This window comes from Cupriavidus sp. 8B (assembly GCF_054589115.1).
The window spans coordinates 164,434-186,081 of the sequence record NZ_BAAILO010000161.1 but is presented as its reverse complement, the minus strand read 5'-3'; the positions used below and the strand labels follow the sequence as shown (position 1 = coordinate 186,081).

General features: G+C 66.5%; 17 protein-coding genes. 7 read left to right on the top strand and 10 right to left on the bottom strand.

Annotated elements, in window-relative coordinates; translation table 11 throughout:
• Nucleotides 1-398: 398 nt before the first annotated feature.
• Complete coding sequence (ggt, locus tag ACYP5B_RS16620) at nucleotides 399-2,024, bottom strand: gamma-glutamyltransferase (RefSeq protein WP_459570429.1); 1,626 nt, start codon at nucleotides 2,022-2,024, stop codon at nucleotides 399-401.
• Between the two features lie 161 nt (nucleotides 2,025-2,185).
• Complete coding sequence (locus tag ACYP5B_RS16615) at nucleotides 2,186-3,163, bottom strand: Bug family tripartite tricarboxylate transporter substrate binding protein (protein ID WP_459570428.1); 978 nt, start codon at nucleotides 3,161-3,163, stop codon at nucleotides 2,186-2,188.
• A gap of 243 nt (nucleotides 3,164-3,406) precedes the next feature.
• On the opposite strand from ACYP5B_RS16615, the gene ACYP5B_RS16610 reads away from it, so the two are divergent.
• Nucleotides 3,407-4,300, top strand: a complete 894-nt coding sequence (locus ACYP5B_RS16610; protein ID WP_459570427.1) for a LysR substrate-binding domain-containing protein — start codon at nucleotides 3,407-3,409, stop codon at nucleotides 4,298-4,300.
• 169 nt (nucleotides 4,301-4,469) lie between these two features.
• On the opposite strand, the gene ACYP5B_RS16605 is transcribed toward ACYP5B_RS16610, so the two are convergent.
• The gene (locus ACYP5B_RS16605; RefSeq protein WP_174422528.1) at nucleotides 4,470-5,972 is read right to left on the bottom strand and encodes a tripartite tricarboxylate transporter permease; all 1,503 of its coding nucleotides are present in this window, start codon (nucleotides 5,970-5,972) and stop codon (nucleotides 4,470-4,472) included.
• A 12-nt stretch (nucleotides 5,973-5,984) separates the two neighbouring features.
• Complete coding sequence (locus ACYP5B_RS16600) at nucleotides 5,985-6,446, bottom strand: tripartite tricarboxylate transporter TctB family protein (protein ID WP_043348382.1); 462 nt, start codon at nucleotides 6,444-6,446, stop codon at nucleotides 5,985-5,987.
• Between the two features lie 339 nt (nucleotides 6,447-6,785).
• Between ACYP5B_RS16600 and ACYP5B_RS16595 the strand changes: the two genes are divergently transcribed.
• The gene (locus ACYP5B_RS16595) at nucleotides 6,786-8,510 is read left to right on the top strand and encodes a potassium/proton antiporter (protein WP_459570426.1); all 1,725 of its coding nucleotides are present in this window, start codon (nucleotides 6,786-6,788) and stop codon (nucleotides 8,508-8,510) included.
• A gap of 249 nt (nucleotides 8,511-8,759) precedes the next feature.
• Here the strand turns inward: ACYP5B_RS16595 and ACYP5B_RS16590 are convergent, their stop codons facing one another.
• From ACYP5B_RS16590 to ACYP5B_RS16580, 3 genes are all read right to left on the bottom strand, one after another.
• The gene (locus ACYP5B_RS16590) at nucleotides 8,760-9,779 is read right to left on the bottom strand and encodes a tripartite tricarboxylate transporter substrate binding protein (RefSeq protein ID WP_459570425.1); all 1,020 of its coding nucleotides are present in this window, start codon (nucleotides 9,777-9,779) and stop codon (nucleotides 8,760-8,762) included.
• 77 nt (nucleotides 9,780-9,856) lie between these two features.
• Nucleotides 9,857-10,312, bottom strand: a complete 456-nt coding sequence (locus ACYP5B_RS16585; RefSeq protein WP_267603949.1) for a DUF2214 family protein — start codon at nucleotides 10,310-10,312, stop codon at nucleotides 9,857-9,859.
• Nucleotides 10,313-10,479: 167 nt separating this feature from the next.
• Entirely contained in the window at nucleotides 10,480-11,700 is a 1,221-nt protein-coding gene (locus tag ACYP5B_RS16580) for a CaiB/BaiF CoA transferase family protein (protein ID WP_267603948.1), read from the bottom strand.
• Nucleotides 11,701-12,028: 328 nt separating this feature from the next.
• On the opposite strand from ACYP5B_RS16580, the gene alaS reads away from it, so the two are divergent.
• A complete protein-coding gene (gene alaS / locus ACYP5B_RS16575) occupies nucleotides 12,029-14,653 on the top strand; it encodes an alanine--tRNA ligase (RefSeq protein WP_459570424.1) in 2,625 nt (874 codons plus the stop codon).
• Nucleotides 14,654-14,736: 83 nt separating this feature from the next.
• Here the strand turns inward: alaS and ACYP5B_RS16570 are convergent, their stop codons facing one another.
• From ACYP5B_RS16570 to ACYP5B_RS16560, 3 genes are all read right to left on the bottom strand, one after another.
• Nucleotides 14,737-15,492, bottom strand: coding sequence for a slipin family protein (locus ACYP5B_RS16570; RefSeq protein WP_267603947.1), 756 nt, complete (start codon nucleotides 15,490-15,492; stop codon nucleotides 14,737-14,739).
• Nucleotides 15,493-15,494: 2 nt separating this feature from the next.
• Nucleotides 15,495-16,940 carry an NfeD family protein gene (locus ACYP5B_RS16565; RefSeq protein WP_459570423.1) on the bottom strand — a complete coding sequence of 482 codons (1,446 nt, stop codon included), beginning with the start codon at nucleotides 16,938-16,940 and terminating at the stop codon, nucleotides 15,495-15,497.
• A 94-nt stretch (nucleotides 16,941-17,034) separates the two neighbouring features.
• A complete protein-coding gene (locus ACYP5B_RS16560) occupies nucleotides 17,035-17,913 on the bottom strand; it encodes a LysR family transcriptional regulator (protein ID WP_459570422.1) in 879 nt (292 codons plus the stop codon).
• 144 nt (nucleotides 17,914-18,057) lie between these two features.
• Between ACYP5B_RS16560 and ACYP5B_RS16555 the strand changes: the two genes are divergently transcribed.
• From ACYP5B_RS16555 to ACYP5B_RS16540, 4 genes are all read left to right on the top strand, one after another.
• The gene (locus ACYP5B_RS16555; RefSeq protein ID WP_459570421.1) at nucleotides 18,058-19,269 is read left to right on the top strand and encodes a YbfB/YjiJ family MFS transporter; all 1,212 of its coding nucleotides are present in this window, start codon (nucleotides 18,058-18,060) and stop codon (nucleotides 19,267-19,269) included.
• A 130-nt stretch (nucleotides 19,270-19,399) separates the two neighbouring features.
• Entirely contained in the window at nucleotides 19,400-20,173 is a 774-nt protein-coding gene (locus tag ACYP5B_RS16550) for a class II aldolase/adducin family protein (RefSeq protein ID WP_267603945.1), read from the top strand.
• Complete coding sequence (locus ACYP5B_RS16545; protein ID WP_459570420.1) at nucleotides 20,154-20,459, top strand: 4-oxalocrotonate tautomerase; 306 nt, start codon at nucleotides 20,154-20,156, stop codon at nucleotides 20,457-20,459. Before ACYP5B_RS16550 ends, ACYP5B_RS16545 begins: the two co-directional genes overlap by 20 nt.
• A 111-nt stretch (nucleotides 20,460-20,570) precedes the next feature.
• Nucleotides 20,571-21,602: a threonine aldolase family protein gene (locus ACYP5B_RS16540; RefSeq protein ID WP_318232029.1), complete on the top strand. Its 1,032-nt coding sequence runs from the start codon at nucleotides 20,571-20,573 to the stop codon at nucleotides 21,600-21,602.
• The last annotated feature ends 46 nt before the right edge of the window (nucleotides 21,603-21,648 follow it).

Sequence of the window (21,648 nt, the reverse complement as noted above, 5' to 3'; positions counted from 1 at the left end):
GGTCCCTCTTTTCCGCTCTTTTGGCTTGCCGACGAGGCGCCGCATAACGGGAGATTCAAACCTTGACGGCTCGCTTCGCATCGCGCTTGGGTGATTTCCGCCTGGGGGGCGGAAATCACGGCTACCCCGAGTGATGTTTGACTCTACAGCCGGTTGGCTCCCCTCTCCCACTTGTGGGAGAGGGGCCGGGGGAGAGGGCGGGCGTTCGTTATGCCAGCATGCGGGACAAAACCATTGGCTTCGCTTCCAGTGGCTCCTAGTCAAACCGCCCCTCTCCCAGCCGTCGTCATTCCAGACGGCTTTGGCGCATCCTGCCGGCCTCGTCCAATGCCCCTGGTCTCTCAAAAAAAAAAAGCGCCCACGTTGCGGCGGGCGCTCCCAGTCCTACCTACGGGTATTCAAAACCCTACGGCCTGCCCGTCGCGCCGGCTGTCGCTGGCGGCCACGTAGCCATGCTCGGCGTCATCCGACAGGCGCCAGATAAACTGCCCCGAGCCGAAATCCATGTACGGGTCGTCGACCGACTTGAGCTGGTGGCCGCGTGCCTTCAGGCCAGCGACCACGGCGGGATCCATGGTGGACTCCACATCCAGCGTGAAGTCGCGGTTGACCTTCCAGCGCGGCGCGCAGCAGGCGGCTTGCGGCTGCTGGTTGTAGTCCACCATGCGCACCACGGTCTGCAGATGGCCCTGCGGCTGCATGTCGCCGCCCATCACGCCGAAGCTCATCACCGGCTGGCCGTCCTTGGTCAGGAAGGCCGGGATGATGGTGTGGAAGGGGCGCTTGCCGCCGGCCACCACGTTGGGGGATTTCGGGTCCATCGAGAAGCCCACGCCGCGGTTCTGCAGGCTGATGCCGGTGCCCGGCACGACCACGCCGGAGCCGAAGCCCATGTAGTTCGACTGGATGAACGAGATCATCATGCCGTTCTCGTCGGCGGCGCTCAGGTAGATGGTGCCGCCGACCTTGGGCATGCCGAAGTCGAAATGCGTGGCGCGCTCCATGTCGATCAGCTTCGCGCGCGACTTCAGGTAGGCGTCATCCAGCATCTGCTCGGGCGTGACTTCCATGCTGCCCGGATCGGCCACGTAGCGATAGAGGTCGGCAAAGGCCAGCTTCATCGCCTCGATCTGCAGGTGCTGCGACTCGACCGAATCCACCGGCAGCGAGGCCATGTCGAACTGGTCGAGGATGCCCAGCGCCACCAGCGCGGCGATGCCCTGGCCGTTCGGCGGGATCTCGTGCACCGCATAGCCGCGATAGGCCTTGCTGATCGGCTTGACCCAATCCGGCTTGTAGTTGCGCAGGTCGTCGGCCGTCATGGCGCCGCCGCATTCGTGGCTGAAGGCAACGATCTTCTCGGCGATCTCGCCGTCGTAGTAGGCGCGGCCATTGGTGGCGCCGATCTTGCGCAGCGTGTCGGCGGCGGCCTTGAGCGTGAACTTCTCGCCCACGTTGGGCGCGCGGCCATTGGGCATGAAGGCCTCGGCGTAGCCGGGCTGGTCCTTCAGTTCCGGCACGGCCGCGGCCCACTTGTGCGCCACCACCGGCGGCACGGCGTAGCCGCGCTCGGCGATCTCGATGGCGGGTTCCATCAGTTCGGCGAAGGGCAGCTTGCCAAAGCGCTCATGCAGCGCGGCCCAGCCGGCGATCACGCCCGGCACGGTGACGGCGTCCCAGCCGCGCACGGGGCGCTTGGCGATGCCATTGGCGTCCGTGCCGTACTTGTTCTTGAAGTACTCCGGGCTCCATGCAGCCGGCGCCACGCCCGAAGCGTTCAGGCCGTGCATTTCCTTGCCGTCCCACAGGATCGCGAAAGCGTCGCTGCCCAGGCCGCACGAGACCGGCTCGACGATGGTGATGGCTGCCGCCGCGGCGATGGCTGCATCGACCGCGTTGCCGCCCTTGAGCAGCATGCGCAGGCCGGCCTGCGCCGCCAGCGGGTGCGAGGTGGACACCACGTTGCGCGCGAACAGCGGGATGCGCACGGAAGGGTAGGGATTGGTCCAGTTGAAGTTCTGCATGCTTGCCTCGGTTCGATGCGCTGGCTGCGCTTGGCGGCAATGTTGCGGCCGGCTTGCCAGCGTTCGTGCTTGTTCTGGCGCCCCCGTCCCGGGCGGGAAAGCGGGAAAGAGGGAAAGAGGGAAAGGGGCGCGCGCCGGAAGCCGCTAGGGCTTCGTCGTCGTTATTCCACGGTGATCTTGCGATCCTTGATCAGCTTACCCCAGCGCGCGCTGTCCTTTTTCACCATCGCGGCGAACTGGGCCGGCGTGCCGCCAACGGGTTCCGCGCCCAGCTTGCCAAGGCGTTCCTTCACCTCGGGCGCCTGGATGGCCTTGTTGAACTCGGCGTTGAGGCGGTTCACCAGCTCGGCCGGCATCTGCTTGGGGCCATAGATGCCGAACCAGGTATCGGACTCGAAGCCCGGCAGGCCGGACTCGCTGGCGGTCGGGATCTCGGGTGCCAGCGGCGAGCGCTTCAGGCTGGTTACGGCCAGCGCTTTGAGCTTGCCGTCCTTCACGTGCGGCAGGCCCGAGACGATGCTGTCGAACAGGATCTGCACCTTGTTGGAAATCAGGTCGGGCACGGCCAGCGCGGTGCCGCGATACGGGATGTGCGTGATGAACACGCCGGCCTGCGCCTTGAAGGCTTCGGCGGTCAGGTGCACCACGGTGCCGTTGCCGCTGGACGCGTAGTTCAGCTCGCCCGGATGCTTCTTGGCGTAGTCGATCAGCTCCTTGACGTTCTTCACCGGCAGGCTGTTCGGCACCACCAGCACGTTGGTGGCGATGGCCACCTGGCCGATCGGCGTGAAGTCGGTCTCGGTGTTGTACGGCAGGCGGGTGTTGATGTACGGCCCGATCGAGTGCGTGCTGGTGGTGGCGATCAACAGCGTGTAGCCGTCGGCCGGGGCCTTGGCGGCCATGTCGGAGCCGATGGCGCCGCCCGCGCCGGGCCGGTTGTCGACCACGATCTGCTGGCCCATGTTGGTGCCCACTTTCTGCGCGATGGCACGAGCCAGCAAGTCGGTGGCGCCGCTGGCCGGGAACGGCACGATCAGGCGGATCGGCTTGTTAGGGTAGGTGTCGGCGAGTGCCGGGACGGCGCTCAGCGCAAGTCCCGTGGCGAGGCTCGTGCCAAACAGGCGCAGCCAGTGTTTCATGGTGATCTCCGGATCGGGGCAAGCAAGGCAAACGCAGGCCGGGGCCGGCCCTCGGGCAACACACCCCGCCGCGGATGCTGCCAGGCGGTGCTGCTGATCAATTATTCCGTGCTCATCATCATAATGAAAGCTAATATTTCTTTCTTATGACTCAATATTTTCTTAAGCATCGGCGTGCCGGATAAGCCTCGCCAAGCCGCACGCTAAGCCGCACACTAAGCCGCACGCCATGACCACCTTCCCATGAGCACCATCCGTTTCCTGCGCACCTTCGTTGCCGTGGCCGACCACGGCTCCTTTGCCGCCGCCTCCGCGCGGGTGGCCCTGACGCAGGCCGCGGTCAGCTTGCAGATGCGGGCGCTCGAGATGGAGTTGCGCCGCGAGCTGTTCGACCGGGGCGGCCGGGTGGTGGCGCTCAATGCCGGCGGCCGCGAGCTGTTGCCACAGGCGCGCCGCATGCTCGCGCTCTACGACGAGATGCGCCTGCCCCCGGAAGCGCCGGACGCGATGGCAGGCGCGGTAGCCGTGGGTGCGGTGGTTTCGGTGATGGGCGGGCTGTCGCATGTGGTGGCGCGCATGAAGCGCGAATACCCGGCGCTGGAGGTGCGCCTGGTCGGCGCCAAGTCGATCGAGCTGGCGGTGCAGGTGGAAGCCGGCGAGCTCGACGCGGCGATGCTGGTGGAAGGGGCGGGCCGCCTGCCCGGCACATTGGTGTGGACACCGCTCTACCAAGAGCCGCTGGTGGCGATTGCCGGGCGCGACAGCCCGGGCGCGAACGCGCGCGAGGCGCTGGCGACTAACCCCTTCCTGCGCTTCGACCGCGGCCAGCGCACCGGCATGCTGGTGGAACGGGCGCTGCGCCGCGCGCATCTGCGCGTCAATGAGTTCCTCGAGCTGAACTCGATCGAGGCACTCGTCGAGCTGGTGCGCCAGCAGGTGGGCGTGACCGTGGTGCCGTTGCTGGCGCGTGCGCGCTGGCTGGAGGACGAGGCCCTGCGCATCCTGCCGCTGGAAGTGGGCGGCGCGCCGGTGCTGCGCACCATCGGCATGCTGGAGCGGCGCGATCAGGCGCGCCGCCACGTCACCGCGGCCGTGCGGGACGCGTGCGCGGGCCTGTTCGATGTGCCTGGTTCTTGATGCAGCCCTTGAGGGCGAGCCTTACCCTGCCAGGCGCGCGGGCGATCCGCCGGCCTTTGCGCGCCGCAGCGGACAAGGCATAAAAAAAAGTGCCTTGCGGCACCTTGAGGGTCTTCTCCGGCAGCGTCGCCCGCGGCCGGCACGGATACCGGCCGCAGGACTGGCTGTCTTATTCTTCCTGGAAAGCTTCTTCGCGCTTGTTCTTGATCGACGGCAGCGCCACGATCAGGACCAGCACGGCGGCTGCGATCAGGAGGCCGAGCGACAGCGGGCGGGTCAGGAACACGCTGAACTCGCCGCGCGACAGCAGCAGGGAGCGGCGGAAGTTCTCTTCCATCATCGGTCCCAGCACGAAGCCCAGCAGCAACGGCGCCGGCTCGCACTTGAGCTTGATGAACAGGTAGCCGATCACGCCGAAGGCAGCGGTCTGGAACACGTCGAACGTGGTGTTCTGGACCGAGTACACGCCGATGCAGCAGAACACCAGGATGGCCGGGTACAGGTAGCGGTAAGGCACCTTGAGCAGCTTGACCCAGATCCCGATCAGCGGCAGGTTCAGGATGATCAGCATGAAGTTGCCGATCCACATCGAGGCGATCAGGCCCCAGAACAGCGCGGGGTTGCTGGTCATGACCTGCGGGCCCGGCTGGATGTTGTGGATGGTCATCGCGCCCACCATCAGCGCCATCACGGCATTGGGCGGAATGCCAAGCGTCAGCAGCGGGATGAAGGAGGTCTGCGCGGCGGCGTTGTTGGCCGATTCCGGGCCTGCCACGCCTTCGATGGCGCCCTTGCCGAACTCATGCGAGAACTTCGAAGTCTTCTTTTCCAGCGAGTAGGCTGCAAACGAAGCCAGCGCCGCACCGCCGCCCGGCAGGATGCCCAGCGCGGAGCCCAGGAACGTGCCGCGAAGCACAGCCGGGATCATGCGCTTGAAGTCTTCCTTGGTCGGGAACAGGTTGGTGATGTGGTCCGTGAAGGTTTCGCGGGCATCCTTCTGCTCCAGGTTCGCGATGATTTCAGCGAAGCCGAAGACACCCATGGCGACCGAGACGAAATTCAGGCCGTCGGTCAGCTCAGGCACGTCGAACGAGAAGCGCGCGGCGCCCGAGTTCACGTCGGTACCCACCAGGCCCAGCAGCAGGCCCAGCACGATCATGGCGATGGCCTTGACCAGCGAACCCGAAGCCAGCACCACGGCGCCGATCAGGCCCAGCACCATCAGCGAGAAGTACTCGGCGGGGCCGAACTTGAACGCCAGTTCCGACAGCGGCGCTGCGAACGCGGCCAGGATCAGGGTTGCCACACAGCCGGCGAAGAACGAGCCTAGGCCGGCGGTGGCTAACGCCACCCCCGCTCGCCCTCGCCTGGCCATCTGATAGCCATCGATGGTAGTCACCACCGACGACGATTCACCCGGCAGGTTGACCAGGATGGCGGTGGTGGAGCCACCGTACTGGGCGCCGTAGTAAATACCGGCCAGCATGATCAGCGCGGCCACCGGCGGCAGCGTGTAGGTCACCGGCAGCAGCATGGCGATGGTGGCCAGAGGCCCCAGGCCCGGCAGCACGCCGATCAGGGTGCCCAGCACGCAGCCCAGGAAGGCGTATGCCAGGTTTTGCAGGGTCAGGGCGGTCGAGAAGCCGAGGCCCAGGTTGGCTAGTAGTTCCATATGGCCGTCTCCTTATCCTGCCAAGAATGCCGGCCACACCGGCATCTGAAGATTGATACCGTAGACGAAGGCGCCCAGGCTGATGATCACCAGGACGATGGCGTTGACAACGGCACCCTTCCAGCTGAATTCATGGCTGGCCATCGACGACACCAGCACCAGCACCAGCACCGACAGCACCATGCCGAGCGGCTTTAGCATCAGGCCGAACAGCACCACCGAACCCAGGATCCACAGCAGGGTCTTGATGTCCCAGCGTGCGAGTTGGTCTTCTTCCTTCTTGGCGGACAGGGAACTCCACAGCACCAGCGCGCCCAGCAAGGCGAGCACGATGCCGAGCCAGAACGGGAAATACCCCGGGCCCATCTTCGCGGCAGTACCCATGGAATACCCGCGTGCGACCCAGGAAAAGCTGAATCCGACCAGGATGAACATCAGGCCGGAGGCAAAGTCCTTTTGGCTACGAATGCGCAAAATGATTCTCCTCGAAAAAACTGCTTGAAATCCGTGCGGCTACGGATGTTGCGGTGCGTCAAAAACGCGCGCGCAACCGTCCCGCCGCTGGCAGGATGGAAATTAAGGGGAAGACCTTTCAGCTACCTTTCAGATGTCTGCAAAAATGGTCAATGTGCGGGTATCTCCCTAGGAGACATCCAGGGGCCGCTTGCACCGTTGCCGGGTGCCGCTTTCACATCCTGCGCGGCAGCGTGGTCATGGGGCTGCGCTATCATCAACGGCTGCACTGCCGTTGCCGACGCGTCCGCAACCTGTGGCCGGTGCGGCACGGCATTGAAAAGGAAAGGGAAAGCCGCTTTGGAAAGCATTGACCATGTCATCCTGATCGGCGCTGTCGTGATGTCGCTGGGCATTGTGGTGGGCGCCTTCTCGGCGCGCGTGGGCGTGCCCTTCCTGCTTGTCTTTCTATCGGTCGGCATGCTGGCCGGCGTGGATGGCCCCGGTGGCATCCGCTTCTCCAATACCTGGCTGAGCTTCCTGGTCGGCAACCTGGCGCTGGCGGTGATCCTGCTCGATGGCGGCCTGCGCACCCGGCTCACCACGTTCCGGGTGGCGCTGAAACCCTCGCTGTCGCTGGCGACCGTAGGCGTGCTGGTGACGACCGGCCTGGTGGGCATGTTTGCCGCCTGGGTGCTGGAGATCGACTGGAAACTGGGCCTGCTGCTGGGCGCCATCGTCGGCTCGACCGATGCCGCGGCGGTATTCTCGCTGCTCAATACCAGCGGCATCCGGCTCAAGGAGCGGGTGGCGAGCGTGCTGGAGATCGAATCCGGCATCAACGACCCGATGGCCATCTTCCTGACCCTCACCCTGATCGACTGGATCGCCGCGCCCGCGGGGCTCAGCCCCGGCGCGCTCCTGTGGCGCCTGGTGGTGCAGTTCGGGGTAGGCGGATTGCTCGGCTTGGGCCTGGGCTACTGCATGGCCAACGTGATGGAGCGCATCCGCGTGGCCGAAGGCCTGCAGGCCATCCTGCTGTGCTCGGGCGGCGCCATGGTATTCGCCATTGTGCAGACGGCGGGCGGCAGCGGCTTCCTGGCCGTCTACCTGACCGGCATCCTGGTGGGCAACCGCGACCGCGCGGTCGGCCCCGACACCATGCGGGCGATGGACGGCATGGCCTGGCTGTCGCAGTCCGTGATGTTCCTGCTGCTTGGCCTGCTGGTGGCGCCGCACCGGATCTGGGAGGTGGCGCTGCCGGCAGTGGCGGTGGCGGCATTCCTGATGCTGGTGGCGCGCCCGGCGGCGGTCTGGCTGGCGTTGCTGCCGTTTCGCTTCAGTGCCCGGGAGAAGGGCTTTGTGGCCTGGATGGGGCTGCGCGGGGCGGTGCCGATCGTACTGGCGCTGTTCCCGATGCTGCAAGGGCTGCCGGAGTCCGGGCTGCTGTTCCGCATTGCCTTTGCGGTGGTGCTGGCCAGCTTGCTGCTGCAAGGCACCACCGTGCCGCTGGCCGCCCGGCTGGCGCGTGTGCTGCGTCCTGCCTATCCGGAGCCCTTGGCACGTGCGCGGCTGCAGGGCACCCATGCGCCGGCGCTGGAGGTGATGCAGTTCCGGGTCGAGGCCGATTCGCCTGCGGAAAACCTGCGCGCCGACCAGCTTGAATTGCCGCCGCGCTGCCGGCTGCTGACTGTGGTGCGGAACGAGGCGCTGGCTGCGCCCGAGCAGACTGTGCTGCGGGCTGGGGATGTGGTGTCGATCCTGGCGCCGGGGACCAGCGTGCCGATGTTGGCGCTGTTGTTTCATCGGCCTGGGCCGGCGCCTGCCTGGGGCAAGGCTAGCCATGATTTCCTGCTGTCCGGGGAGGCTATGTTGCGGGATGTGGCGGGGCTTTATGGGACGCGGGAGTTGAGTCCTGCCGAGGCGGCGCGGACGCTGGAAGGCGCTATGCAGGAGGCTTTTACAACACCGCCGGTGGAGGGTGATGCGGTGGAAATTGCCGGGCTGAAGCTGACTGTGATGCGGATGGATGGGCCGCGGATTATTCAGGTGGGATTGTTGTTGCCGCGGGAGGGGGGTGCTTGATCTGGTGGCTGCAATTGCAAAATCAGCTTCAACTTCAAGGGCTTAACTGCAACTGCTTAAAGTCAAAGGCAGTTTCACCTCCCCTGCGGGGAGGCGACCTACTTTCTTGTCTCGCCAAGAAAGTAGGCAAAGAAGGCGACCCATAACGGGAGATGAAAACCTTCACGGCTCGCTGCGCATCGCGCTGGTGTGTTCCCCGCCTTGGGGCGGGCCACACGGCTTGAACCGGTCTTGTGCAGGTTTGGTGGTTTAGTCCACCTTGGCGCCCGACACCTTCACGATCTGCCCGTACTTCTTCAGCTCGCGCTGCACCAGCGATGCGAACTGCTCCGGCGTGGTTGGTGCCGGCTGGGCGCCGATGCGGGCGAGCTTGGCCTTCATATCGTCGGTCTTGAGAATGGCGACGATCTCGTGGTTGAGGCGATCGACGATCTCTTTCGGGGTGTTGGCCGGGGCGAACACGCCGAACCAGGTGGAGATGTCGAAGCCTTCCAGGCCGAGCCCCTTGCCGGCTTCGGCAATGGTGGGCAACTCGGGCAGGGCGGCGGCGCGGGTGGCGGTGGTGACGGCGAAGGCCTTGAGCTTGCCGGCCTTGATATTGGCCGAGGCGGAGGCCAGGTTGTCGAAGATCATGTCGGTCTGGCCGGACAGCACCGACAGCTGCGCGGGCGAGGCGCCGTTGTAGGGAATGTGGACCATGCTGACCTTGGCCATGCTCTTGAACAGCTCGCCCGACAAATGTCCCGCGCTGCCGTTGCCGCCCGAGGCGTAGTCCAGCTTGCCGGGGTTCTTGCGCGCGTATTCCACCAGCTCCCGCACATTGTTGATATGCAGCTCGGCGGCCTTGCCGGGGTGCATGACCAGCACGTTGGGCACGTCGGCCACCAGCGTGATCGGGCTGAAGTCCTTCACCGGGTCGTACGGCATCTTGGCGAACAGGCTGGGGTTGATGGCGTGGGTGGCCACGGCGCCCATCACGATGGTGTAGCCGTCCGCGGGCTGCTTGGCCACGTAGTCGGCGCCGATATTGCCGCCGGCGCCCGGGCGGTTTTCCACCACCACGGGCTGGCCCAGGCTGTCCTTGAGCTTGTCGCCGATGGCGCGCGCCACGGTGTCCAGCGGGCCGCCGGCCGGGTAGGGCACGACGAACTTGAGCGGCTTGGTCGGGTAGGCGGCTGCGGCGGCAGGCGTGGCGCTAAAGGCGGCAAAGGTGCCGATGGCGGGCAGGGCGGCGGCGAGCAACGCCGCGGCGAGTTTTTTCTTGAGCATGAAGGTGCGTCGGGATGGATTGGGAATCTGGGTGCGCCAGGCGCCCTTGGGGCACCTGGCGGCGAAGGCTCTGCGGCCTATTTCATGCCGATGCCGCGCGCCATCATCACCGCGCACAGCGGCAGCAGGATCAGCAGGTGGGCCTGGATCATGACCCAGCGCCGCGCGGACTTCAGCTCGGCGGGCATTGGCACGAAGTCCGGCAGGCTGCGCACCTGGCGGCGCCAGCGCTGGATGGCGAAGGTGGGTGGCAGCGAGCACAAGGCGATCACCACGAACACGGTGATCTTGGCGTGGAACCACGGGTTGTGCAGGTAGAACTGGGCGCCCTTGGCGCCATAGAACAGGCGCAGCAGGCCGGTTGCCAGCACCGCCATGGCAGTGAGGAAGTAGAGCAGGTCGTAGACCGACAGGCGCTTGAGCACGGGCGGCGTGATGCCCGGGCGCAGCACGAGCGCTTCGGCGGTCATCAAGGTGATCAGCAGGAAGATGAAGGCGTAGTGCAGGAAGGCCAGCAGGGCGTCGGTCAGCATCCAAACTCCTCTTGTGGTTGGGCATGCGCCGTACGCCGGCACACGCGGGGTCAGGGTTCTTGCTTTTTTTCGCTATGGCAACGGCTAAGGCTAAGGCAAACAACTGCCACTACAAACTCCAGCTTGCCGCCCGCTTGCCGCCACTGCGGGCACAGGCGGCAAGCGCCTTACAGCACGCCCTTGGCGCGCAGCGCGGCGATCTGCTCCGGCGTGTAGCCCAGCATGCCGCCGAGCACCGCGTCGGTGTGTTCGCCCAGCAGCGGCGGGTGGCGCACGGCCTCGGGCGGCGTCGCGCTCATCTTGATCGGGCTGCCCACCAGCTTGACCTCGCCGGCGCTGGGGTGCGGCAGGTCCACGCGCAGGCCGCGGGCCTTGACCTGGGCATCCTCGAACACGTCGTCCAGCGTATTGATCGGGCCGCACGGCACGCCGGCGGCTTCCAGGTCCAGGATCCACTGGGCGCGGGTGCGTGGCTTGACCATCTCGGCCAGGATCGGCACCAGCACGTCTCGATGCGCAACCCGCTGCGGGTTGGTGGCAAAGCGCGGGTCGGCTGACAGCTCGGGCCGGCCTCCGGCATCGACGAACTTGCGGAACTGGCCGTCGTTGCCCACCGCCACGATGATCCAGCCGTCGGCGGCCTGGAAGGTCTGGTAGGGGACGATATTGGGATGGGCGTTGCCCCAGCGCTTGGGCGCCACGCCGCTGGCCAGGTAGTTGGTGTTCATATTGGCCAGCATGGCCACCTGCACGTCGAGCAGCGCCATGTCGATGTACTGGCCTTCGCCGGTGCGCTCGCGGTGGGCCAGGGCGGCCAGCACGGCAATGGTGGCGTACTGGCCGGTCATCAGATCGGAGATGGCCACGCCGGCCTTCTGCGGGCCGCCGCCGGGCAGGTCGTCGCGCTCGCCGGTCAGGCTCATGAAGCCGCCCATGCCCTGGATGATGAAATCGTAGCCCGGGCGCGCCGCGTAGGGGCCGGTCTGGCCGAAACCGGTCACCGAGCAATAGATCAGGCCGGGCTTGATTGCCTTGAGCGAGTCGTAGTCCAGCCCGTACTTCTTGAGCTGGCCGACCTTGTAGTTTTCCAGCACCACATCGCTCTGGGCGGCCAGCGCGCGCACCAGTTCCTGGCCTTCGGGCGTGCTGATATCACAGGTGACGGAGCGCTTGTTGCGGTTGGCGGCCAGGTAGTAGGCGGCTTCCGCGGTATCGCGGCCTTCGCCGTCCTGCAGCCAGGGCGGGCCCCAGGTGCGGGTGTCGTCGCCGGCGCCGGGGCGCTCGATCTTGATCACGTCGGCGCCGAAGTCGGCAAGGTTCTGGGCGCACCATGGCCCGGCGAGAACACGGGTCAGGTCGAGGACGCGGAGGTGGCTTAAAGCTCCCATGGGGTGTCAGGCGGATCCGGCAAGGTGGGCGAGGGAAGCCGGGCGGCCCCGCCGTCTAGTCTGGGTGGCGGCTTGCAGGGCAATCGGAGGCTGGCGCGAAACCAGGCTCGGGGGCGTCCGGCGGGGACAGGCAGCACTTTACCACCGGCAAGCCGCCGGGAGCACATGGCGGCCGGCCCGGATCGCGGCGGGGCGCGGTGTTGCAGGCGGCGCGCGACGAATCCCCGGCGGACTGCCGCGCCGTCAGGCTTCCCCGTATAATCAATGGTTTGCAAATCCATCTTGACCGACAGCGCCCTGCCACGCCGTGGGACGCCCTGCCCAGAACATGAAAGTCTCCGACATCCGCAGCAAGTTCCTGCAGTACTTCGAATCGAAGGGCCATACCGTGGTCCGCTCGTCCAGCCTGGTGCCGGGGAACGATCCGACGTTGCTGTTTACCAATTCCGGCATGGTGCAGTTCAAGGACGTGTTCCTGGGCACCGACAAGCGCCCCTACACCCGCGCAACGTCCTCGCAGCGCTCGGTGCGCGCCGGCGGCAAGCACAACGACTTGGAGAACGTGGGTTACACCGCGCGTCACCACACCTTCTTTGAAATGCTCGGCAACTTCTCGTTTGGCGACTATTTCAAGCGCGAGGCGATCCAGTACGCGTGGGAGCTGCTGACCAAGGTCTATCAGCTGCCCGCCGAGAAGCTGTGGGTCACGGTATACGCGGAAGACGACGAGGCTTATGACATCTGGGCCAAGGAAGTCGGCGTGCCGCCCGAGCGCATCGTGCGCATCGGCGACAACAAGGGCGCGCGCTACGCCTCGGACAACTTCTGGCAGATGGCCGACACCGGCCCCTGCGGCCCGTGCTCGGAGATTTTCTACGACCACGGACCCGAAGTGTGGGGCGGCCCCCCGGGTTCTCCCGAGGAAGACGGCGACCGCTACATCGAGATCTGGAACCTGGTGTTCATGCAGTTCAACCGGGACGAGCAAGGCAACATGCCGCGCCTGCCCAAGCCCTGCGTCGACACCGGCATGGGCCTGGAGCGCATCGCCGCGGTGCTGCAGCACGTGCACAGCAATTACGAGATCGACCTGTTCCAGGCACTGATCAAGGGTGCTGCGCGCGAGACCCATACCGACAACCTCAACCAGAATTCACTCAAGGTCATCGCCGACCATATTCGCGCCTGCGCCTTCCTGATTGTCGACGGTGTGATCCCCGGCAATGAAGGCCGCGGCTACGTGCTGCGCCGTATCATCCGCCGTGCCATCCGCCACGGCTACAAGCTGGGCCAGAAGACGCCGTTCTTCCACAAGCTGGTGGCCGACCTGGTGGCGCAGATGGGCGAAGCCTATCCGGAGCTGGCCGAGGCCGAGTCGCGCGTGGTGGAAGTGCTCAAGGCCGAGGAGGAACGCTTCTTCGAGACCATCGAGAACGGCATGTCCATCCTCGAGGGCGCGCTGGCCGACATCAAGCTCAAGGGCGGCAAGGTGCTCGACGGCGAACTCGCCTTCAAGCTGCACGACACCTTCGGCTTCCCGCTCGACCTGACGCAGGACGTGTGCCGCGAGCAGGAAATCAGCGTCGACGAGGCCGCTTTCGACGCGGCCATGAATCGCCAGCGCGAGCAGGCTCGTGCCGCCGGCAAGTTCAAGATGGCGGCCGGCCTGGAGTACAAGGGCGACAAGACCACCTTCCACGGCTACGAGAAGCTGGGCGTGGACGGCGCGAAGATCGCCGCGCTGTATGTGGACGGCGCGTCCGTCGATACCATGCAGCCCGGCCAGACCGGCGTGATCGTGCTGGATAACACGCCGTTCTACGCCGAGTCCGGCGGCCAGGCCGGCGACCAGGGCGAGCTCAAGAGCGGCAGCGCGGTGTTCACCGTGGTCGATACCACCAAGGTGCAGGCCGATGTGTTCGGCCACCAGGGCACCCTGGCTGGCGGCGCGCTCAAGGTGGGCGACAGCGTCACCGCGCAGGTGGATGCGCAACGCCGCGCGCGCACCGTGCGCAACCACTCGGCCACCCACCTGATGCACAAGGCACTGCGTGAAGTGCTGGGCAGCCACGTGCAGCAGAAGGGCTCGCTTGTCGACGCCGACAAGACCCGCTTCGACTTTTCGCACAACGCGCCGATGACCGACGAGCAGATCCGTCGCGTCGAGGAAATCGTCAACGCCGAGATCCTGCAGAACGCAGCCACCGGCGCTGAAGTCATGCCGTTCGACGACGCCGTCAAGAGCGGCGCCATGGCGCTGTTCGGCGAGAAGTACGCCGACGACGTGCGCGTGCTGTCGATCGGCAGCTCCAAGGAACTGTGCGGCGGCACCCACGTGACCCGTACCGGCGATATCGGCGTGTTCAAGATCGTGATGGAAGGTGGCGTGGCAGCGGGCATTCGCCGCGTCGAAGCCATCACCGGCGACAACGCGCTGCACTACCTGCAAGCGCTGGACGCCAAGCTGAACGAAGCCGCCGCCGCGCTCAAGGCGCAGCCGTCCGAACTGGTGCCGCGTATCGGGCAGGTGCAGGAGCAGGTGCGCGCGCTGGAGAAGGAACTGGAACGCCTCAAGAGCAAGCTGGCCGCCTCGCAAGGCGACGAACTGGCGACGCAAGCCATCGACGTCAAGGGCATCAAGGTGCTGGCCGCCCAGCTCGATGGCGCCGACGTCAAGACGCTGCGCGAGACCATGGACAAGCTGAAAGACAAGCTGGGTACCGCGGCCATCGTGCTGGGCGCCGTGGCTGACGGCAAGGTCAGCCTGATCGCCGGCGTGACCGCCGATGCTACCTCCAAGGTCAAGGCCGGCGAGCTGGTCAACTTTGTCGCGCAGCAGGTCGGCGGCAAGGGCGGTGGCCGTCCGGACATGGCGCAAGCTGGCGGCACCGAGCCGGCCAACCTGCCGCAGGCACTGGCAGGTGTCGGCGAGTGGGTCGCGAGCAAGGTCTGATGCTGGGCCAAAACCATCGGCCGGGAATTTGAGTCTCCCTGCTGCTGCATCAAGAAAGGCGCTTCGGCGCCTTTTTTCTACGTCTATTGCCGGCTGAGCTTCCCGATCAGCGTCAGGATATCGATCGGCAGCGGAAACACGATGGTCGAGCTCTTGTCCCCGGCAATCTGCGTCAGCGTCTGCAGATAACGCAGTTGCATCGCCTGCGGCTCCCTTGCCAGCATCTGCGCGGCTTCCAGCAGCTTCACCGATGCCTGCAACTCGCCCTCGGCATGGATCACCTTGGCGCGCCGCTCGCGCTCGGCTTCGGCCTGGCGCGCGATGGCGCGGATCATGGTTTCGTTGAGGTCGACGTGCTTGATCTCCACGTTGGAGACCTTGATGCCCCAGCTATCGGTCTGGGCATCGAGCGCTTTCTGGATGTCGATATTGAGTTGCTCGCGCTCGGCCAGCATCTCGTCGAGCTCATGCTTGCCCAGCACCGAGCGCAACGTGGTCTGCGCCAGCTGGCTGGTGGCCTCGAGGAAGTTCGCCACCTGGATGATGGCGCGCTCCGGGTCGATCACGCGGAAATACACCACCGCATTCACTTTCACCGACACGTTGTCGCGCGAGATCACGTCCTGGGGCGGCACGTCCATCACCACCGTGCGCAAGTCCACGCGCACCATCTGCTGCACCGCCGGGATCAGGATCACCAGCCCCGGCCCTTTCACCTTCCAGAAGCGTCCTAGCATGAACACCACGCCGCGCTCATATTCGCGCAGCACGCGGATGGAGGAAACGATGAGCAGGGCAATGATGAAGACCAGACCGCCTGCGCTGAATCCAAATGCCATGATCATGCTCCTTGGGTGGATGGGGGAATCGGGCCGGCTGTCGTTCCAGACGCGTGGAGGGCGCGCACTTCGAGCAGCAGCCCATTGCGCCCGATGACCAGCACCGGTTCGCCGCGCGCCAGCGGCCGCGCGCTATGTACCCGCCAGCGCTCGCCGCGCACCTCGGCCCAGCCGTCTTCCTGGAGATCGTCCAGGATCACGCCAGGCGTGCCGATCATCGCGTCGCCGCCGTTGATCGCGGGCATGCGCCGCGCGCGCCAGAGCAGCGACCAGACGGCGAACAGGAACACCGCGCTGGCCAGCGCCAGGCTGCCGATCAGCCATAGCGGAATGCCGAAGCCGGGCACATTCGTATCGATCAGCATCACCGCCCCGAAGATAAAGGCGATGATGCCGCCCACGCCCAGCGCGCCAAAGGTGGGCAGGTATAGCTCCGCCACCATGCAGCCGATGCCTAGTGCGATCAGCCCCAGGCCCGCGTAGCTGACGGGCAGCATATGCAGCGCAAACAGCGCGAGCAGCAGGCAGATCGCGCCCCCAATGCCAGGCACCACCATGCCCGGCGTGGAGAACTCGAAGATCAGGCCGTAGATGCCGGCCATCATCAGGATCAGGGCCACGCTGGGATCGGTGATGACCTCCAGGAAGCTGTCGCGCCAGTCCGGCTCCAGCATCTGCACCGGCGCCTGCGCCGTGCGCAGCACGCGGTCCACGCCGGCGGCCTGGATGTGCTTGCCGTCCACGGCGCGCAGCAGTGCGGGCAGGTCGGGCGCGATCAGGTCCGCGACCTTCTGCGCGACCGCCTCGCTGGCCGACAGGCTGACCGCCTCGCGCACCGCGCGTTCGCCCCACTCGGCATTGCGCCCGCGCAATTGCGCCAGGCCGCGGATATAGGCCGAGGCGTCGTGCATCTGCTTGCGCTCCATGGTGTCCTGCGGCGGCGCGCCGGCAGGGGCCGAGGCCGGGGTCGCCTCCGGCTTCTGCGGCCCGCCGATGCCGATCTGCACCGGGCTGGCGGCGCCCAGGTTGGTGCCGGGCGCCATCGCGGCGATATGGCTCGCGTAGAGGATGTAGGTGCCGGCGCTGGCCGCGCGGGCGCCGCCCGGATAGACATAGCCCGCCACCGGTACCGGTGAGGCCAGGATGCCCTGGATGATCTCGCGCATCGACAGGTCCAGCCCGCCCGGGGTGTCCATTTCCAGCACGATCAGCTGCGCGCCGGCATCGCGCGCGCGGGCCATGCCACGCTCGATAAAGCTGGCGCTGGCCGGGCCGATCGCGCCTTTGAGCGGAATGACGAAGACGGGGGGGATGGCGCCGGCGGCCGTGGGCGCGCTCGCCTGCGCATTGGCGGGCGTGGCGGGGACCAGCGGTGTCGCCACCAAGGCAACGAGGGCCAGCCAGAAGGCCGTGACAAGCCATCGCGGGAGCATCGGGACATGCTTCATGACATTGACGCCGGCACATGGAGTGCAAACGCGGCGCCACTTCCAGTGTAGGCGACCGGGCACATCTTGCTGGCGCGGCGCCAGCCGATGGGACTCAGGCCGCCGCTGCCAGCCCGGACGGGGCCACCCTGAATGTGTCGGCCAATGCGCCCAGCGCGGTGTTGGCCATGGCCGGATGCCAGGCCAGCAGCGTGGTGACCTGGCCCGCCGGACCGAGGTCATGGAGGCTGATCTTGGGCAGGTCGCGGTACAACCCAAGTACCGAGCGCGGCACAATCGCCACGCCGATGCCGGCTGCCGCGCAGGCAATGATGGCGTGATACGAGCCCAGCTCCAGCACCCGGCGCGGCGGGCTGCCGTTGGCGCCAAACCAGGCTTCGAGCCGACCGCGGTAATTGCATCCGGACTCGAACGACAGCATGGTGCGGGTTTCCAGGTCGGCCGCACTGTGGATGGGGGCATGGCGCTCGCGCGCGATCAGCACCAGCTCTTCCTCGAACGCCGGCAGCGACGCCAGCGCCGGGTCGTCCAGCGGCTGCGCCACGAAGGCGCAGTCCACCTCGAAGCGCGCCAGCGCCTGCAAAGCCTGGCGCGTGGGGCAGGTCACCAGCTCTAGCTGTACGTCCGGCCACGCCTGGTGATAGGCGGCCAGCACGGTGGGCAAGCGGCTGGCCGCCGTGCTCTCCATCGATGCGATGCGCAGGCGGCCTTGCGGCCTGGCCGGCAGCACGGCCTGGCGGGCTTCCTCGGCCAGGTCCAGCACGCGCCGGGCGTAGTCGAACAAGGTCTGGCCGGCCGGAGTCAGCACCATGCGCTTGCCGTCACGCAGGAACAGCTCGACGCCGAGCGAGGCCTCCAGCTGGCGGATGCGGGTGGTGACGTTGGACTGCACGCGGTGCAGCCGGGTGGCGGCGCGGGTGATGCCGCCTTCCTCCACCACGGAGCGGAAGATTTCCAGGGAAGCCAGGTCCATTGCGGTCCCCTTGCAGGGTGTGATGATGAAGTGACGGCGAACGGGTGGCGAAGTGATGACAAACAAACAATCATCTCGGGAAAAGATGATTGAGTTCTCAATTATTCATTTTTCGGTTCGCGGATCCGAGCGTAGCATGCGCCTATGAAATCCACATCCACACTGTCGTCCCGCGACGCCGCCGCGCCGGCGCAGGCACAGCCCGGCGTCTGGGCCGTGGCCCTGGCGGGGCTGGTGGCGCTGGGCGTGGCGATGGGCGTTGGCCGCTTCGCCTTTACGCCGCTGCTGCCCATGATGCTGCACGACGGCAGCGTCACGCTGGGCGAGGGCGGCTGGCTGGCCACGCTGAACTACCTGGGCTACTTCGCCGGCGCCGCCGCCTGCCTGTTCATCCTGCCCGACCCGGCGCGCATGGTCCGGATTGGCATGGTGGCCACCGTCGTGCTGACGCTTGGCATGGCCTCGCCCGGCGGCATGGCGGCCTGGGGCCTCGCGCGCGCGGCGGCCGGCGTGGCCAGCGCGATGGTCATGGTCTACGGCTCGGCCTGGTGCATGCACCGGCTGGCCGAACTGGGCCGGGCGCCGCTGGGCGGCGTGATCTTTTGCGGGCCGGGCATCGGCATCGTCGTCACGGGTGTTTCCGTCTTTGCCATGGTGAGCGCCGGCTGGCGGGCCAGCTGGGGCTGGCTGGCCTTCGGCGCGCTGGCAGTGCTGCTGGTCGGCGCGGTCTGGCATGTCTTCACGCCCGCGCCGCGCGGCGCGCACGCTGCCGACCCGGCCGCGCCGGTGCAAGTGGCGCCGCGGCTGAGCCGCGAGACCTGGCTGCTGACGTTTGCCTACGGCCTGGCGGGATTCGGCTACATCATCACCGCCACCTTCCTGCCGGTGATTGCGCGTCAAGCCATGCCGGGCTCGCTGTGGGCCGACCTGTTCTGGCCCATTTTCGGCGTGGGGGTGACCATTGGCGCCTTCGTCGCCTCGCACGTCAGTACGGAGCGCGACAATCGCCGCCTGCTGGCCTTTACCTATGTGATGCAGGCAATTGGCGTGGCCATCGCGGTGGTCTGGCCAACGGTGGCGGGGTTCGCGCTCAGCAGCATGCTGGCCGGATTGCCGTTCAATGCCCTGGTGTCGTTCGCCATGCGCGAGGCGCGGCGGCTGTGGGGCGCGCAGGCGCAGCGCCTGATGGGCCTGATGACCGCCAGCTACGGCCTCGGCCAGATCGTCGGGCCGCCTCTGGCCACGGCGCTGGTGGCGCGCACCGGCGGCTTTGCCGCCTCGCTTGGCTGCGCGGTGGCGGCCCTGTTGCTGGGTGGCGCGATCTTCGCCTGGATGAGCCGGCAACAACGCGGATAACCCGGCCCTTCCACGGCACGCGGGCACGTCCTGACGCCGCTCCTGCCTTGCGCTACAGTATCGCCTTTGCCGCCCCCGGCGCCGGTAGGCTGAACCGGCGCGCGAGACACGCGCGGCGCAGGAGCCGAACATGTCCTTTGCCTTGCAGCCCGCCCGTGCCGCGGGACCCATTCACCCCGTCACGCAAGCCGAGTCGCGCATGCGCCTCGACCTGGCGGCGGCTTACCGCCTGTGCGCCTTGCAGGGTTGGGACGACCTTATCTACACGCATATCTCGGCCGCCGTGCCGGATGAGCCCGATCACTTCCTGATCAACCCGTTCGGCTTTGCCTTCGACGAGATCCGCGCCAGCGATCTGGTCAAGATCAATGGCCGCGGCGAGGTGGTGGGCGACAGCACGCATGCGGTCAACGTCACCGGCTTCGCGCTGCATGGCGCGGTGCATGCCGCACGCCCCGATGCGGTGTGCGTGATGCACCTGCACAACAGCGCCGGCGTGTCGGTATCGGCCCAGGCCTGCGGCCTGTTGGCGCTCTCGCAGCACGCCTTGCGCTTCTATGGCCGGCTGGCCTATCACGACTACGAAGGCCTGGCGTTCACGCCTGCCGAGGGCGCGCGGCTAACCGCGTCGCTCGGCCAGCATCCCGCCATGCTGCTGCGCAACCATGGCACGCTGACCGTGGGCCGGACCGTGGCCGAGGCCTACGTGCTGATGGCGACGCTCATCAAGGCCTGCGAGATCCAGCTTGGCGCGCAGGCCGGCGGGCAGGTCGTGCAGCCGCCGCACGCGCTGGCGCAGCGGGCTTCCGAGCAGCTTGACGACGGCGGCGCCGTCGAGGGCGAACTGGAATGGCCGTCGCTGTTGCGCAAACTCGATAGAATCGATGCTTCGTACCGCGATTGACCTTAACGGCTGCTGGCAGATCCATCCACGCATCGCCAGGGCAATCAGCCACGGACAACAAAAAACCAAAACGACAACAGGAAACAGGAAACAAGCCATGCCGACTTACCACGTAGAACTCTTCGAAGGCCGCACCATCGAGCAAAAGCGCAAGCTGGTCGAGGAAGTCACCCGCGTCACCTGCGAGACGCTCGGCTGCTCGGCCTCGGCCGTGGATATCATCATCACCGACATCAAGCGCGAGAACTGGTCCACCGGCGGCCAGCTGTGGGCTGACAAGAAGTAAGCCACACGCAGCTACGCAACAGACAGCCTCAGACCAAAACCCGCCACGGGCCAAAGGGCACAAGCCCCGACGCCCACGGCACGCGCCTCGCCACCCGCCACGGATCTCCCGATGCAGCATTTCGCCTCCGACAACTACGCCGGCTTCTGTCCAGAATCGCTCAAGTATTTCCTCGAAGCCAACGGCAGCGGTCACGAGCAGGCCTATGGCGACGATTCGTGGACGCAAAAAGTCTGCGACCGGATCCGCGACCTGTTCCAGACCGATTGCGAGGTGTTCTTCGTCTTCAACGGCACCGCGGCGAACTCGCTGGCGCTGTCCGCGCTGTGCCAGTCCTACCATTCGGTGATCTGCCATGAACTGGCGCATATCGAGACCGACGAGTGCGGCGGCCCGGAGTTTTTCTCCAACGGCTCCAAGCTGCTGACCGCGCCGGGCGCCAACGGCAAGCTCACGCCCGATGCGGTGGAAGCGCTGGTGACGCGCCGCTCGGACATCCACTATCCCAAGCCCAAGGTGGTGTCGCTGACGCAGTCGACCGAGGTCGGCACCGTGTACACGGTGGAAGAGGTGCGTGCCATTGCTGCCATCGCCAAGCGCCGCCAGTTGCGGGTGCATATGGACGGCGCGCGCTTTGCCAATGCGGTGGCGTCACTCGGCGTGCATCCGTCGGAGATCACCTGGCGCGCGGGGGTGGACGTGCTGTGCTTTGGCGGCACCAAGAACGGCCTGCCGGTAGGCGAGGCGGTGGTGTTTTTCGACCGCAAGCTGGCCGAGGACTTTGCGTACCGCGTCAAGCAGGCCGGGCAACTGGCTTCCAAGATGCGCTTTATCTCGGCGCCCTGGCTGGGCCTGCTCGAGAACGATGTGTGGCTCGGCAACGCCCGCCATGCAAATGCCATGGCGCAGCTGCTGCACCAGCGCATCGCCAGCATCCCCGGCGTGCGCATCATGTTTCCGACCGAGTCCAACGCCGTCTTTGCCGAGCTGCCGTTGCCGGCCATCGAGGCGCTGCGTGCCAAGGGCTGGCGCTTCTATACCTTTATCGGTGCCGGTGGCTGCCGCTTCATGTGCTCGTGGGACCTGCATCCGGAAACCGTCGAGGCGCTGGCTGCGGATATGCGCGTGGCCTGCGGCGCGTGAACGGCGCCGCGCTTATAAAATGACAACATAACAAGACTACAAAGAC

Excerpts from the sequence above, each read along its gene's own strand:
- ACYP5B_RS16555 (WP_459570421.1), top strand. The coding sequence starts at position 18,058 with ATGAAATCCACATCCACACTGTCGTCCCGCGACGCCGCCGCGCCGGCG.
- ACYP5B_RS16550 (WP_267603945.1), top strand. The coding sequence starts at position 19,400 with ATGTCCTTTGCCTTGCAGCCCGCCCGTGCCGCGGGACCCATTCACCCC.
- ACYP5B_RS16585 (WP_267603949.1), bottom strand. The coding sequence starts at position 10,312 with ATGCTGACCGACGCCCTGCTGGCCTTCCTGCACTACGCCTTCATCTTC.
- alaS (WP_459570424.1), top strand. The coding sequence starts at position 12,029 with ATGAAAGTCTCCGACATCCGCAGCAAGTTCCTGCAGTACTTCGAATCG.
- ACYP5B_RS16605 (WP_174422528.1), bottom strand. The coding sequence starts at position 5,972 with ATGGAACTACTAGCCAACCTGGGCCTCGGCTTCTCGACCGCCCTGACC.
- ACYP5B_RS16570 (WP_267603947.1), bottom strand. The coding sequence starts at position 15,492 with ATGGCATTTGGATTCAGCGCAGGCGGTCTGGTCTTCATCATTGCCCTG.
- ACYP5B_RS16610 (WP_459570427.1), top strand. The coding sequence starts at position 3,407 with ATGAGCACCATCCGTTTCCTGCGCACCTTCGTTGCCGTGGCCGACCAC.
- ACYP5B_RS16565 (WP_459570423.1), bottom strand. The coding sequence starts at position 16,940 with ATGAAGCATGTCCCGATGCTCCCGCGATGGCTTGTCACGGCCTTCTGG.
- ACYP5B_RS16540 (WP_318232029.1), top strand. The coding sequence starts at position 20,571 with ATGCAGCATTTCGCCTCCGACAACTACGCCGGCTTCTGTCCAGAATCG.
- ACYP5B_RS16560 (WP_459570422.1), bottom strand. The coding sequence starts at position 17,913 with ATGGACCTGGCTTCCCTGGAAATCTTCCGCTCCGTGGTGGAGGAAGGC.
- ACYP5B_RS16580 (WP_267603948.1), bottom strand. The coding sequence starts at position 11,700 with ATGGGAGCTTTAAGCCACCTCCGCGTCCTCGACCTGACCCGTGTTCTC.
- ACYP5B_RS16590 (WP_459570425.1), bottom strand. The coding sequence starts at position 9,779 with ATGCTCAAGAAAAAACTCGCCGCGGCGTTGCTCGCCGCCGCCCTGCCC.
- ACYP5B_RS16615 (WP_459570428.1), bottom strand. The coding sequence starts at position 3,163 with ATGAAACACTGGCTGCGCCTGTTTGGCACGAGCCTCGCCACGGGACTT.
- ggt (WP_459570429.1), bottom strand. The coding sequence starts at position 2,024 with ATGCAGAACTTCAACTGGACCAATCCCTACCCTTCCGTGCGCATCCCG.
- ACYP5B_RS16545 (WP_459570420.1), top strand. The coding sequence starts at position 20,154 with ATGCTTCGTACCGCGATTGACCTTAACGGCTGCTGGCAGATCCATCCA.